At 61.8% G+C, this 14,398-nt stretch carries 7 protein-coding genes; 5 read left to right on the top strand and 2 right to left on the bottom strand.

The genetic code is table 11. The features are described 5' to 3' along the window. Positions 1-55 precede the first annotated feature (55 nt). Positions 56-766, top strand: coding sequence for an ABC transporter ATP-binding protein (locus PI87_RS09100; protein ID WP_039597405.1), 711 nt, complete (start codon positions 56-58; stop codon positions 764-766). A gap of 4 nt (positions 767-770) precedes the next feature. Here the strand turns inward: PI87_RS09100 and pgi are convergent, their stop codons facing one another. Next, complete coding sequence (pgi, locus tag PI87_RS09095; protein WP_039597568.1) at positions 771-2,390, bottom strand: glucose-6-phosphate isomerase; 1,620 nt, start codon at positions 2,388-2,390, stop codon at positions 771-773. A 61-nt stretch (positions 2,391-2,451) separates the two neighbouring features. Further along, positions 2,452-4,047, bottom strand: coding sequence for an NAD(P)H-hydrate dehydratase (locus PI87_RS09090; protein WP_039597404.1), 1,596 nt, complete (start codon positions 4,045-4,047; stop codon positions 2,452-2,454). Between the two features lie 115 nt (positions 4,048-4,162). On the opposite strand from PI87_RS09090, the gene PI87_RS09085 reads away from it, so the two are divergent. The 4 genes from PI87_RS09085 to PI87_RS09070 all read left to right on the top strand — a co-directional run bounded on the left by PI87_RS09085 (position 4,163) and on the right by PI87_RS09070 (position 14,314). Then, on the top strand, positions 4,163-4,741 hold the full coding sequence (locus PI87_RS09085) for a winged helix DNA-binding protein (RefSeq protein WP_039597403.1): 579 nt from the start codon (positions 4,163-4,165) through the stop codon (positions 4,739-4,741). 147 nt (positions 4,742-4,888) lie between these two features. Further along, positions 4,889-8,995, top strand: a complete 4,107-nt coding sequence (gene purL, locus PI87_RS09080; RefSeq protein WP_039597402.1) for a phosphoribosylformylglycinamidine synthase — start codon at positions 4,889-4,891, stop codon at positions 8,993-8,995. Positions 8,996-8,998: 3 nt separating this feature from the next. Next, on the top strand, positions 8,999-9,688 hold the full coding sequence (locus PI87_RS09075) for a Pr6Pr family membrane protein (protein ID WP_198139538.1): 690 nt from the start codon (positions 8,999-9,001) through the stop codon (positions 9,686-9,688). A gap of 519 nt (positions 9,689-10,207) precedes the next feature. Continuing rightward, the gene (locus PI87_RS09070; RefSeq protein WP_157003104.1) at positions 10,208-14,314 is read left to right on the top strand and encodes a hypothetical protein; all 4,107 of its coding nucleotides are present in this window, start codon (positions 10,208-10,210) and stop codon (positions 14,312-14,314) included. Positions 14,315-14,398 lie beyond the last annotated feature (84 nt).

Here is a 14,398-nt window from a genome sequence, read left to right as displayed (position 1 = left end):
GAGTGCCACTACCAGCGCTTTCGCACTGCGCCTTCTACTACCTACTTGTCCAATCATGTCGTCTTCCGCTACCTGGGTGATTGAAGTCGATTCGCTGCACAAGACCGTGCGCGATGCCACCGGTGAGTTGCCTATTTTGAGCGATGTTGGCTTTCGTGTGGAAGCGGGTGAGACGTTGGCCATCGTCGGCGCATCGGGCTCAGGCAAGTCAACGCTACTTGGGTTGCTGGCGGGCCTGGACCTGCCGAGCTCCGGTAAGGTCAAGCTGTTGGGCCACGATTTGTTCGGGCTGGATGAGGATGGTCGAGCCGCAGTTCGCGGTAGTCACGTGGGCTTTGTATTCCAGTCGTTCCAGTTGCTGCCGCACCTGACCGCGCTCGAGAACGTGATGCTGCCACTTGAGCTGCAAGGCGATGTGAATGCCACGGAGATGCGCCGTCGCGCCACAACGCTGCTGGACCGCGTTGGTCTGGGTGCACGTCTGTCGCACTATCCGAAGACTTTGTCGGGCGGCGAGCAGCAACGTGTAGCGTTGGCACGTGCGTTCGTCACCGAACCAGATATCCTCTTTGCAGATGAGCCGACCGGTAGCCTGGATACCGCCACCGGCGAGGCTGTCATTGCGCTGATGTTCGAGCTGAACCAGAGCGCTGGTTCCACACTGGTACTGGTTACCCATGACCGCTCGGTGGCCGCGCGCTGCAATCGCATTCTCACGATCGAGGCTGGCCATCTGGTCGGCGACGAAACCGTCACCGAACTCTGATCGGTTAGAGCGCTGTCTTGGCGCGGCGGATCAATGCTGCCGTGGATGCATCATGCGCCACCGAGGCCGGCACGCCTTCCAGCTCCGCCTGGATGGGCTTGGCGAGTTTCTTGCCCAACTCCACGCCCCACTGGTCGAACGAGTTGATGTTCCACACGGCGCCCTGCACGAAGGTGCGGTGTTCAGCGCAGGCGATCAGCGCGCCGAATGATGCGGCATCGAGCCGCTCCATCAGGATGGTCGTGCTGGGGCGGTTGCCTTCAAACACCATGTGCGGCACCAGCGCTTCGTCGGTCACGCCGCCCGCGCGCACTTCATCTGCAGTGCGGCCGCGCAATAGCGCTTCGCCCTGCGCAAAGCAGTTGGCGAGCAGCTTGGCGTGATGGCCCGGCAGGCTGCGCACCGGTTCCAGCGTGGTGATGAAATCCACCGGCACAATCTGCGAGCCCTGGTGGATCAGCTGGAAGTACGCATGCTGGCCATTGGTGCCGGCCGTGCCCCAGACGATGGGGCCGGTATCGGTATCGACGGCGGCCCCCGTGCGTTGCACCGACTTGCCGTTGCTCTCCATCTCCAACTGCTGCATGAAATCGGTCAGCAGTTCCAGCGGCGCGCAATAAGGCACTGTGCAGGCGCTTGCTGCGTTGAAGAAGCCGCGATACCACACTGACAGCATCCCGAGGATGAGAGGCAGGTTCTCTCGTGGCGCAGCTGTAGCGAAGTGCTGGTCCATCGTGCGCGCGCCATCGAGCATGGCCTCAAACTGCTCCGGCCCAATCGCCAGCACGATGGACAGACCCACCGCAGACCACAGCGAGAAGCGTCCGCCGACCCAATCCCAGAACGTGAACATGTTGTCAGGGTCGATACCGAACTGGACGACAGCCTCACGGTTGGTGGAGACCGCGACGAAGTGGTGCTTGAGCTGATCCTCCGCCACGCCATGCTCGACAAACCAGCGGCGCATGCTGTGCGCATTGGCCATGGTCTCCAGCGTGGTGAACGTCTTGGAGCAGACGATGGCAAGCGTGGTGTCGGGGTTCAGGTGGTCGAGCGTCTCGGCCAGATCGGTGCCGTCAACGTTGGAGACGAAATGCACGCGCACTTGCGGCACCGCCAGATGGTCGAGCGCGCGGCACACCATGCGCGGCCCGAGGTCCGAGCCGCCAATGCCGATGTTGACGATATCCGTGATGCGCTGGCCGGAGTGGCCGGTCCAGGCCCCGCTGTGCACACGGTTGGCAAAGTCGTGCATCTGGGCGCGCACGCGCAGCACCTCAGGCATGACGGGTTCGCCGTCAGCGCGATAGTCGTCTTCAGCGCCGCCGCGCAGGGCGACATGCAGGACGGAACGGTGCTCGGTGTTGTTGATGCGGTCGCCGCGCAGCATGGCGCTGCGCAGCGTAAGCACGCCTGCTTCCTCGGCCAGTTGCAGCAACAGGGCGAGCGTGTCGGAGGTAATGCGGTTTTTTGAGTAGTCGACCATCAGGCCCGCGGCTTCCAGTGTGAAGGCGCGCACCCGTTCCTCGGCGTCCGGCGCAGCAAACCAGTCGCGCATATGCGCGGCGCGGATGGTTTGGGCATGTTGCGTCAGGGAGTGCCAGGCGGGAAGGGCTGTGGGCATGCGGTATGACATTGAGTAGCAAAAGCGAATGCGCAGTATAACGGCGCAACATGACGTCTTTCTATCCGCGCGCGTCCGACGCCAGCAGTGCGTTGAGTGCGCGCCGCGCCGGGGCGCACAGTTCACTCGCATGCAGGCCGATCGGGCCCTCGCCCGAGGAGACTAGATCGTCCGCAGCACGGCCGTGCAGCCAGACGGCGGAAAGCGCCGCCTCGCGGGCGGGCACGCCTTGCGCAAGCAGCGCGCTCACCATGCCGGTCAGCACGTCGCCCGTCCCGCCGGAGGCCAGACCGCCATTGCCCGTTGGGTTGATAGCGGGCGTCATGCCCGGTGCAGCAATCACAGTGCCTGAGCCCTTGAGTACGACAGCAGCCCCGGTTCGGTTGACGAGTGCCTTGGCTGCGGCCAGACGGTCACGTTGAACGGTCTGCGCATCCACCTGCAGCAGGCGCGCTGCTTCAAGCGGATGCGGCGTGAGCACGACGGGCACGCCGCTTTGCGCCAGTTGCGTCAGATGGGCGAGCAGTGCGGGCACCTTGGCAAACAGGTTCAGCGCATCGGCGTCGAACACGGTGGGGATGCGCGACGACAGCATTCGATCCAGCAGGTGGTCGAGCGCGGCTTCGGCATCCTTGGACGCACTCATACCCGGGCCCACGGCCAGCGCTTGCATGCCACCCAGGTCAAGCGTGCCCCACGTATGCAACATCAGTTCGGGCTGGGCGGGGTCCACGCGCGGCGCATCCGCCGCCAGCGATACCACATGCACCTTACCCGCGCCCAGGTACAGCGCACCGCGCGCGGTCAGCAGCGGCGCCCCCACCATGCCATGCGCACCGCCGACGATCGCTACGCTGCCATACGACCCCTTGTGCCCATCGTGCTTGCGGCGCGGTAGATGAGCGAGCCAGCGTGCGGGCGTATTGATGAGCGCTTCCGCTTCGATCACGCCGTCGTACGCCGGCTGCGCGGCCTGCAGATCGGCCAGTGCAATATCGCCGGCAGCATCGCGACCGCCGCCGGTCAGCAAGCCCGGTTTGACGGCGAGGAAGGTGAGCGTGGCCCGTGCCTGCACCACAGGCGATTCCGGCGCGGGCGGCTGGCCCGTGTCGCCGTTCAGCCCGGAGGGAATATCGAGTGCATAGACCGGCAGCCTGCTGGTATTGAGCGTGTCGACCAGCGCCGCATGCAGCCCGGCCAGTGGCCGCGCCAACCCAATGCCGAACAGCCCATCGATGATGGCAGTGGTCGTGGCCGGTACGGAGGCAGTGGTATGCAAAAGTTCGATCGGCACGTTGGCTGCGCGCGCTTCGGTCCAGGCGCGGTGGGCATCGTCGGGCAGCTTGGCCGGGTCGGCGGCCAGCCACACGGTGACGGCGTGCCCCGCCAGGTGCAGCACCGTTGCCGCGACGAGCGCATCGCCGCCGTTGTTGCCTGGGCCGGCAACAAACAGCAAATGCCCGTGCGGGGCACGGGTCTGGAGCCAGTCAGCGGCAGCCTCGCCGGCGCGTGCCATCAGCGTGAACGGATCGAGTGAGCGGTAAGCGGAGGCTTCCAGCGCGCGAATACCTGAGGTGCCGAAAAGCAGGTCGGCGCCGTGGTGCGCGGCCAGCGCGCCATTGATGAGGATTTCACGCCAGGTGGGATGTGCGGACATGGTGACTGCGGGACTGTGGACGCGCCGGAACAGACATGACGATCTATTCTCTTACAATAGCCCGCGTTTCAGACCGATTCCGCCCCTTTTCGCACCCGAGTTGCGCATGTCCCGCATGTCTAAATCGCCGACCACCCCGAAAGCTGATCTGCCGCAAGCTGCCGCCAACGAAGCCGAGAGAGGGGAACGTGCCGGTGGGCCGATCGTCTCTTCGTCGCATCTGGTGTCGGCGCGCAGCCCGGAGCTGTCGGAGTTCGAATTTGCGCTCAACACGGCCTACAACGCCTACAACCGCTGGTGCGTGCGCTGCATGGCTGCTGCCGGCGTGCGCGACCTGACTTTCCTCGATGTGCTGGTGGTGCACCACGTCAACCATCGTGGTCGTGCCAAGCGGCTGGCCGACATCTGCTTCGTGCTCAACGTGGAAGACACCCACCTCGTGACGTATTCCCTCAAGAAGCTGCAGGGGATGGAGCTGGTGGAGGGTACGCGTAGCGGCAAGGAAGTCACCTACACCACCACCGCGGCTGGCGAAAAGGCCTGCGCCCGCTACCGCGAGATCCGCGAGCAGTGCCTGACCAGCAATATTTCGCCCAGCGGCGAGGAAAACGCCGAAATTGGCGAACTGGCGCGCCTGCTGCGTGTGCTCACAGGCCTGTACGAGCAGGCCGCCCGCTCGGCCACATCGCTGTAAAACTGGTCTTTTCGGCCAGTTCCGGCCACGGCAAGGGCATTTCAGGCCGATTTGAGGGTCGGTAATAGGGGCAGGGCAAGGTACAATGGCGGTTTTCCCGCGCACGCCGGGGAACCCTCCTTTCAGCTACTGCCTGCCTTGCCCACCATGGCGCATTTCTCGTGCTTTCCCGGCGCTCTCGCGCTGTCCGCCTTCCGCCAGCAACGCCTGCTTTCCACCCTCAAGCGCATCGATCCTGATATCGAAGCCGTCAGTGCCCAGTACCTGCATTTCGTGGCCGCCGACACGCCGCTGTCGGCCGATGAATCCGCCCGTGTGCAAGCGCTGCTGACCTATGGTTCGCCCGCGCCGGCTGAGGTTGAGGGCGATCGCTTCGTGGTCATTCCGCGCTTCGGCACGATCTCGCCGTGGGCCAGCAAGGCGACGGAAATCGCTCGCCACTGCGCGCTGCCGCAGATCCACCGCATCGAGCGCGGCGTGGAATTCACCGTCACGTGCAAGAAGGGTCTCATCCGCGCCTTGACAGGTAACAGCAAGCACCTGGACGACGCCACCCGCGCCGCCGTGGCTGAGCACCTGCACGATCGCATGACCGAAGCCGTGATCGACTCGCGCGAAGCGGGTTACGGCCTGTTCGACGTGCTGCCTGCCAAGGCACTGCGCTTCGTCGATCTGGGCAGTGGCGATGCCGCCGCCGGCAACCGTGCCCTGCAAGCCGCCAACGTCGAAATGGGCCTGGCCCTGTCCGACGACGAAATCGACTACCTGGTCGACGCCTACCGCAAGCTCGAACGCAACCCGACCGACGTCGAGCTGATGATGTTCGCGCAGGCCAACAGCGAGCACTGCCGCCACAAGATCTTCAACGCCGACTGGACCATCGACGGCGAGGCGCAGGACAAATCGCTCTTCGCGATGATCCGCAACACGCATCAACTCGCGCCGCAGGGCACGATCGTCGCGTACTCGGACAACGCTGCCGTGATGGAAGGCGGCATGGCCGAGCGCTGGTTCCCGCACGCCGGCACCGAAGCCGTGACGGGCGTGCCGCAATACGGCCGCCGCGAAGCGCTCACGCACACGCTGATGAAGGTGGAAACACACAACCACCCGACGGCCATCTCGCCGTTCCCGGGCGCATCGACCGGCGCGGGCGGGGAGATCCGCGACGAAGGCGCGACTGGCCGTGGCGCCAAGCCCAAGGCTGGCCTGACCGGCTTCACCGTGTCGAACCTGCTGTTGCCCGAAGCTGTGCAATCGTGGGAAAACGCCCGCGATACGGCCCAGCCCGTGGCACACCGCAATCCGGATGAAGCCGCCGCTGGCCCGATCGGCAAGCCCGAGCGCATTGCCTCGCCGCTGCAGATCATGATCGAAGGCCCGATCGGCGGCGCTGCGTTCAACAACGAATTCGGCCGGCCCAACCTGGGCGGCTACTTCCGCGTCTACGAGCAAAACGTGGGCGGCACCGTGCGCGGCTATCACAAGCCGATCATGATTGCCGGCGGCATCGGCAACATCGACGCCGGCCACACGCACAAGCACGGCCTGCCGGCCGGCACGCTGCTGATCCAGCTGGGCGGCCCCGGCATGCGCATCGGCATGGGCGGCGGCGCTGCCAGCTCGATGGCAACCGGCACCAACACCGCTGACCTGGACTTCGATTCCGTCCAGCGCGGCAACCCCGAAATGCAGCGCCGCGCGCAGGAAGTCATCAACGCCTGCTGGGCACTGGGCGAAGACAACCCGATCCTGTCGATCCACGACGTGGGCGCGGGCGGCATCTCCAACGCCTTCCCGGAAATCGTCGACGGCGCTGAGAAGGGTGCACGCTTCGACCTGCGTCAGGTGCACCTCGAAGAGTCGGGCCTGAGCCCGGCCGAAATCTGGTGCAACGAGTCACAAGAGCGCTACACGCTGGCCATCGCCCCGGGCGATTTCCCGCGCTTCCAGGCCATGTGTGAGCGCGAGCGTGCGCCGTTCTCGGTGGTCGGTTTTGCTACCGACGAGCAGCAACTGCAGGTGGTCGACAGCGATGCTCCGGTGGATGGCGCCGACCACTTCCCGGTCAACATGCCGATGGACGTGCTGCTCGGTAAGCCGCCGCGCATGCACCGCGACGTGCGCCGCGTGGCGCAGGAACTGCCGGAAGTGGATGTCACCGGCCTGGACCTGGAAGTCGTCGCACGCGACGTGCTGCGTCATCCGACGGTGGCCAGCAAGTCGTTCCTGATCACCATCGGTGACCGCACCGTCGGCGGCCTGAACACGCGCGACCAGATGGTCGGCCCGTGGCAGGTACCGGTGGCTGACGTGGCCGTCACCACGCTCGACTACAAGGGCTACACCGGCGAAGCGATGACGATGGGCGAGCGCACCCCGCTGGCCGTCATCAATGCACCGGCATCGGGCCGCATGGCGATCGGCGAATCCATCACCAACATCGCCGCTGCGCCGATCGAATCGCTCACGCAACTCAAGCTGTCGGCCAACTGGATGGCCGCCTGCGGCGTGAACGGTGAAGACGCCCGTTTGTACGACACCGTCAAGGCTGTCGGCATGGACCTGTGCCCGGCACTGGGCATCAGCATTCCGGTGGGCAAGGACTCCTTGTCGATGCGCACCAAGTGGGAAGATGAGGGCGCAGCGAAGGAAGTCGTGGCGCCGGTGTCGCTCATCGTCTCGGCCTTCGCGCCGGTGACGGACGTGCGCAAGACGCTGACCCCGCAGCTCAAGCAAGTCGAATCGACCAACGCGCCAGCTGATACCACGCTGATTTTGATTGACTTGGGCCGTGGCAAGAACCGCATGGGCGGCAGCATCCTGGCGCAGGTCACGCAGCAGATCGGCAACAGCGTGCCCGACGTGGACGACGCGGAAGACCTCAAGCGCTTCTTCGCCGCGATCCAGCAACTGAACGCCAGTGGTTCGCTGCTCGCCTACCACGACCGCTCCGACGGCGGCCTGTGGGCGACCGTCAGCGAAATGGCCTTTGCCGGCCATTGCGGCGTGTCGATCAACGTTGACATGCTCACGCTCGACGAACACGGCGCGGACCATGGCGACGCCAAGAACTGGGCGCAGCAAGTCTCCGGCCGTCGCGCTGATCTGACTTTGCGTGCACTGTTCTCCGAAGAACTCGGCGCCGTTATCCAGGTGCCGCTGGCCCAGCGCGACGCTGTCTTTGCGGTGCTGCGCGAGCACGGCCTGGCCGGCTGCAGCCATGTGATCGGCGCGCCGAACGCCAACGACCATATCGAAATCTGGCGCGACGCCAAGAAGGTCTTCAGCGCCTCCCGCATCGAACTGCAACGCACCTGGACGGACGTTTCCTCGCGCATCGCTGGTCTGCGCGACAACCCCGAGTGCACGCGGAGCGAATTCGACCGCATCCTCGACGCTGCAGACCCGGGCATCTCGCCCAAGCTCACGTTCGACATTGCGGAAGACGTGGCCGCGCCGTTCATTGCCACGGGCGCGCGCCCGCGCATGGCCATCCTGCGCGAGCAGGGCGTGAACTCGCAGATCGAAATGGCCTACGCGATGGACAAGGCCGGCTTCGACACCTACGACGTCCATATGAGCGACCTGCTGGCCGGCCGCACCACGCTGGCCGGCTTCAAGGGCTTCGTCGCCTGCGGCGGTTTCAGCTACGGCGACGTGCTGGGCGCGGGCGAAGGCTGGGCGAAGACGATCCTCTTCAACGGCATGCTGGCCGAGCAGTTTGCGGCGTTCTTCAACCGCACCGATTCCATCGCGCTGGGCGTGTGCAACGGCTGCCAGATGATGGCAAACCTCGCCCCGATCATCCCGGGCGCGGGCGCATGGCCGAAGTTCACGCGCAACCAGTCGGAGCAGTACGAAGGCCGCCTGGTGACCGTGCAGGTGGAAGCGTCTCCGTCGATCTTCTACGCGGGCATGGAAGGCAGCCGCATCCCCATCGTCGTCGCGCACGGCGAGGGCTATGCCGATTTCTCGCAGCAAGGCGACATCGACAAGGTGGCCGTCGGCCTGCGCTACGTCGACAACCGTGGCGAAGTCACGCAGACGTACCCGCTGAACCCGAACGGCTCGCCGCAGGGCATTGCTTCGGTGACGACGCACGACGGCCGCTTCACCGCGCTGATGCCGCATCCGGAGCGCGTGTTCCGTGCGGTGCAGATGAGCTGGCACCCGAAGGACTGGGAAACCGCCGGCGACGGCAGCAGCCCGTGGATGCGCATGTTCCGCAATGCACGCAAGTGGATGGCGTGATGCATGGCTGAGTTGATCAGCGCATCACCGATGCGGCCGGCACGGGCATGGCACGCCGTGTTGGCCGCCGTCATTGTCGTTGCACTGATCGTGCAGCTCAGCGTGACCGTCAGCGGTGTGGGCAGCCAGGTCTCGCTTGCCACGCGGCTTGTCCGGTTGTTCAGCTACTTCACCATCCAAAGCAACCTCCTGGTTGCGGCGGCTGCCATCTCTCTCGTGATGGACCCTGCGCGAGATGGCAAATGGTGGCGCGTACTCAGGCTGGATGGTTTGCTCGGCATCGCGACGACGGGGCTGGTGTATCACATCGTGCTGGCGCCGATCTCGAAGGCAACGGGCTTGGCGCTTCTGGCGTCAAACGGCTTTCACTACGTCTCGCCATGGATGGCGCTGGTCGGCTGGCTGCTGTTTGGCCCCCGGCCCCGCATCGGGTGGTCGACCGTCGCGCTGTCGCTCATCTGGCCGGCGGCATGGCTTGCGTACACCTTCGTGCACGGCGCTTTGAGTGGGTGGTATCCCTATCCGTTCTTGAATGTGGCGAAGATCGGCTATCCGGCTGCGCTGGCGAACACAGCGGCGGTGCTTGCTGGGTCGAGTGTTCTGGTCTTGCTGTTCAAGGGGCTGGACCGTTGGGTACCTGCGCCGTTGGTGTTGATGCCCCGCCAGCAGGAGGCTGGCGGCAGCGTGGGTTGATCCCGTTTGCTGTAGTGATCAAAGAAAAACGCGCCGGGGGTGACCTCGGCGCGTTTTTCCTTGAGGTTTTCAACTCGCAACCCCTATAGGCCGTGCCGACCTAGTCACGGATAGAAACGCTTCTGCGGTTCGAGGACCAACACAAGCAAGGCAGCGCGCCGCTCCATGTGGTTTCTCGGGGGATCGCTGTTGGAATGTGTGGGGATGATCAATGTCACGAGTATCCAATACGAAGATCGATTGCTCTCGATCCAGTGAGCGCCAGTTGCCAAGCGTGTCCAAACGGTTTCGCGACAAGAGCGCATGGAAGGGCGCCTGCGCTCAAGTTTTTTCTCAAATGCATGCCTAGCGTACCCCTGCCAACCAAAGGCGGAGAAAAAGAGGGCATGGCATATTCTCACTAATGCAGTTAATCCAGTGATCAGATTTGTAGATATCCTTTGCCCTTGATGTCGCCTTGCCTCCATGTAATTTGGGTATTTACTATGACTTGGAGGGGCCTTGCCCGGAAAACTATCCGTGAATCCAACTCAGAGACAGACCTCTTCAGCCCCGCTTGCAGCTGATATCCGCAGACAAGCGATCGATGCGCTTCGGGGATACGACTACCAAGTTTGGCGTTCCGTCGAGGCCTGGATGTGTCTCGAGGCGGGCCAAGTACTCTATCTCGAGGGGGCCGAAGACTTCGACCTTATGGGGGATGGAGATGATGCTGAAACGTTTCAGGTTAAGAACTCCGGGAAAAATATTACGCTCGGCTCCAAAGATGTTCGCGACGCCATTGAGAACTTCTGGTTGCACATCGAACGGAACCGTGACCGCCCATCCCTAAAAATGCGGTTTGTCACGCGTGGCGATATCGGATCAGAGCAAGGCAATCCCTTTAATGGCCTCAGAGGTATTGACCTTTGGAGAATCGCTGCCGATGGGGACGACGAGGCCGCTTTGCGGCTCGCCCGCTATCTGGGCACGACATTGCGTACCCCCAGTTTGCTGCGATTTCTTGAATTAGGCGAGGCGGGACAACTCCGGTCGAAGCTATTTCAACGCATCGTTTGGGCGACAAATGAACCCTCTACCGAGGCCGTACAGCTTGCTGTAGAGCGGATGGCCATAGAGTTCGGCGACGAGCGCGACATCGATTCAAATGAATCTCGCAAGGCTGTCGATGGTCTGCTGAATCATTGCACGAAGATCATCAAAGAAAGAGACCCAGTACTCCGCAGCTTGACGCGGGCTGACCTCATCAAGGTTTTCGAAGCTAAAACTAGCGTCATGTTGCCAGCAAGACGAGGGCTAAGTGCCCTTCTGGCGCAGGCGCTAGCCGCCTGCGGTGGCCATGGCCTGGGGTATCCCAGCGCCATTGAGTTTGGATCGGCAACGCTTGGTGTAGAGCCATCACTACCTCCATTTCATTTGCCGCGTCGCTCACTCGTCGAAACGAGTGTCAAGCAGGGTAGCCCAATCTTGGTCGTCGGATCTGAGGGACGTGGAAAGACAACGGTGGCCAGTCTAATCGGAAAAGAGCTTGGCGGCGTCGCGTGCTGGGTTGATTTATCCGCCTTGAGCGACGCATCCTTGCCCTCAGCCCTAGATCAACTACTTGTGTCAATTCGTACGGTACCCTCGAAAGGAGCTGTGATTGTTGACGATTTTCCAGTCGCCAACAGCATTGCCCAAGCTATTTGGGCGCGGTTCTGCGTGTTGATCGAAGAGTGTGCTCGACAGTCGCGCTTTCTGATTCTTACAGCGAAGGGTGTGAATCCTGAGGCGATCGATCCTAGGTTGCGGACAAATCGCATCCATATCTGCCCTGTCCCTGACCTTGCGCGCGAAGAGGTAGTAGAGTTTCTGTCCGACCTAGGCTGCCCTGACGAAAAGGCTCCACAGTTTGCATCAGCGATTCTTGCGCGAAGCGGTGGCGGTCACCCCAAGCTGGTCCACCTTCTCGGGTTGGAACTGCAAGCTACAGGTTGGATAGATTCACCGAGCACCATGCTCAACAATGCACCAACAAGTATCGAGGAGGCACGTACCTTCGCTCGACACACGGCGGCACGGACGCTTCAACAGCAAGACCTCGAACTGCTTTATTCCCTTAGCTTGGCTTTTTGTCCTCTGGGCCGACAAGTAATCGTATCGATGGGAGAGTCTCTTTTGGGGCTACCTGCAGCAGGGGACGCTCTTGATCGCTTGGTTGGTCGCTGGGTCGAAAGCCACAGGTCGAAGGAGTACAGAATCACCGCATTGCTCTTTCAGCAGGCAACGAAAGCGTGGACCTCGACCAAGGTGGCACGCGTACATGCCTGCATCTTTGACGCAATCACGGGAGAGCATTCTGTCTCAGTAGACAAAGCATTCCCGCTATTTATGCACGCATGGGAAAGTGGCGACGACGCGCGTTTGGCCATGCTTATGGTTTCCTTCTCAGCCGAAAGGCGGATCTTGGAAGGTGCCGCGGCGGAGCTTCTCTTACCCATGGTGTTTGTTGGGCGCGATGATGACAAGGGGGTAGGGCGATTCAGTGCGCGCAGCATTGCGCTTCTGAGATTGATGCAATTCCGAATAGCCAAGAAGCAACAGCCTTCGCTGCTTCCGGCTTTGGCTATGGAGTGGAAGGATGCAATCGGTCGGATTGAGGACACAGAACAGCGGGATGTGATCCAGTTCATGTGGGCAATATCGATTGCCGACTCGACCGAACAATCCTTTGGGGCACACAACTTGATTCACGCCCTCGAAGAGTTGCATCGCTTAGAGGGCGTGCTCACCAAGGCGCCCTTCGACAAGCAGTTGTGCGCTGACCTTTGTCCCTACGGCGAGGTAAAAGATGCAGATTGGATCGCGGTGCTATTCGGTTTCAACTTTGTTCGCTGCGACAGTATTGACCTACTACGGGACCTACTAGACGCGCTCGAATCATCAGTGCCAGCGGCCCGCGAGCGCATGTTGAAGGCATTTGCTATCCCTTTGTTCTGCAACAGCAATTTCTTCGTTGAGGGGCCTTGGAGGAGTGAGATCAATCGGGAGATGCCACGTTGGCAGCTTATTGAGCAAACCATGCGTCGAATGCTGCGCCGCGCGAAGGAGTGGGGCGCAGCGTCGATGGGTGGCGCTGTGGCCCGAGTGCTTTCGATCCTATACGAGGACCACCTGTCTCGCAACGTGGAGGCCATCACGTGCCTGCGTGAAGCGGCTGGGCAATTCGGGGAATCTCCCGTGTTGATTGCTCAGGAGGCAGCAGTCTATTTTGGTCGACAACAATTCAAGCAGTCTTTGGACCTGTGGAAAGACTCTCTATGGCGGATATCTTCCAACGGAGACCGGCTCGTACGTGATCCTTTAACTCTTCGCAAAGCTGGAATCGCGGCTGGCACGCTTCGAGACTTTGGCTCTGCTTCCGAGTGGTTTGAAAGCGCGGCTCGAAGCGCGAGCGAGAGCTCAATGCCCGCAACAGCAGGAGGTGCTTTATTTGATGCTGCGTACTGTGCTTTCAAAGATGGAGCTAGGACGTGGGTCATCTCGCTTCTACTCGAAGGACTGTCAGCCTTTGAACAAGACTTCGATCCGAGTAAGCAGTTTGATCTTTTTGCAGCCAAGAAGCTTGGTGGTCATGTGCTCCTCTGGATGCTGGAGCAACTTCGTGGAAAATTTGGAGCGGAGCCTGCTCACGAACCTATCCTTGGACAATGCAGCAATCCAGGCCGAGACAAGCAAATCGCTGAACTGCCGAAACTCCCTTCAGATATGGCGACCGCCTTCTTGGTGGAGATCGCCTCGCTTCTCAATGTCAATATCAGCGGCATTGATCGCCTACGTTCACTGCTAGGCGACTCCAGAGTGGTAGCTGCTGGCTATCAGTTCTGGTCGCTTCGATGTGACGAAGTAGTTGCGAGTGGCCAATTGGAAGGCTTGTCTAGCTGCGTCTATCGCCTAAACGAGTATTTTTGGCGAAGGCGGGCTCAAGAGAGGAGTTCCTTGGATCCGGCGTCGCTCTACGACGCCGAAATTGAAGACGCTGATCGATCTGCTCCGATGGGTATGGCGCCGGCATTTTCCCTGGCACTACTCCTCCGCGCGCTCTCTGGCGGTTCAATGGATGCACTTGCAGATGATTGGATTGGAGATTTCGAGGTGCGAGCCTATAGCTCCTATTTGATTGAAGACGTGCGGACTGCCTTGCGTGTCGTTTCCGTCAATGCAAGTAACGCTCCAGGGATCTTCAATGATGTCAATGTGCCTTCAATTGACCGGTTGGGTGCAGTTTTCCGGCTTCTTTTGGAGAAGCACCGCAAGCCAAGAGTGACTGCGACTTGTCAAGCTATCGCTCTGGCATGGTTGCCGAAGATGTCGAGCGTAGTGTGTTTCGATGGAGCACTAGCATCGTTGGCGAAGGCGTTCTCAACAATGTGGCGGGAGCACATTAGAACGCCCGCGCTACTACTCTCACCTCGCATGTCCGTTGGCCTACTGAATGAGGCGATTCATGACGACGGAAACCCTCCGCAGCAGCTAGCCCAGTTACTTCAGGCGGCGGCAATTGCGACGGGTGTGGCCGCCCCGCGAGACCTTCTTGAGCAATTGGACCGCGTAGCGGCTCTGCATCGCGCCCGTGCTGCATGGTGAGCAGCATTTGAGCTTACCAACGAAGGCTCTGTACTCGCGATATGGCCCTGGGGTCGCGGCGCTCCGGGCTTGTCAGCTTTTTTG

This window comes from Ralstonia sp. A12 (assembly GCF_000801955.1).
GTDB lineage: Bacteria > Pseudomonadota > Gammaproteobacteria > Burkholderiales > Burkholderiaceae > Ralstonia.
This window is presented reverse-complemented; position numbering and strand designations above follow the sequence as displayed.

Coding starts and splice junctions, on each gene's coding strand:
- pgi (WP_039597568.1), bottom strand. CDS start 2,390: ATGCCCACAGCCCTTCCCGCCTGGCACTCCCTGACGCAACATGCCCAA.
- purL (WP_039597402.1), top strand. CDS start 4,889: ATGGCGCATTTCTCGTGCTTTCCCGGCGCTCTCGCGCTGTCCGCCTTC.
- PI87_RS09090 (WP_039597404.1), bottom strand. CDS start 4,047: ATGTCCGCACATCCCACCTGGCGTGAAATCCTCATCAATGGCGCGCTG.
- PI87_RS09100 (WP_039597405.1), top strand. CDS start 56: ATGTCGTCTTCCGCTACCTGGGTGATTGAAGTCGATTCGCTGCACAAG.
- PI87_RS09085 (WP_039597403.1), top strand. CDS start 4,163: ATGTCTAAATCGCCGACCACCCCGAAAGCTGATCTGCCGCAAGCTGCC.
- PI87_RS09075 (WP_198139538.1), top strand. CDS start 8,999: ATGGCTGAGTTGATCAGCGCATCACCGATGCGGCCGGCACGGGCATGG.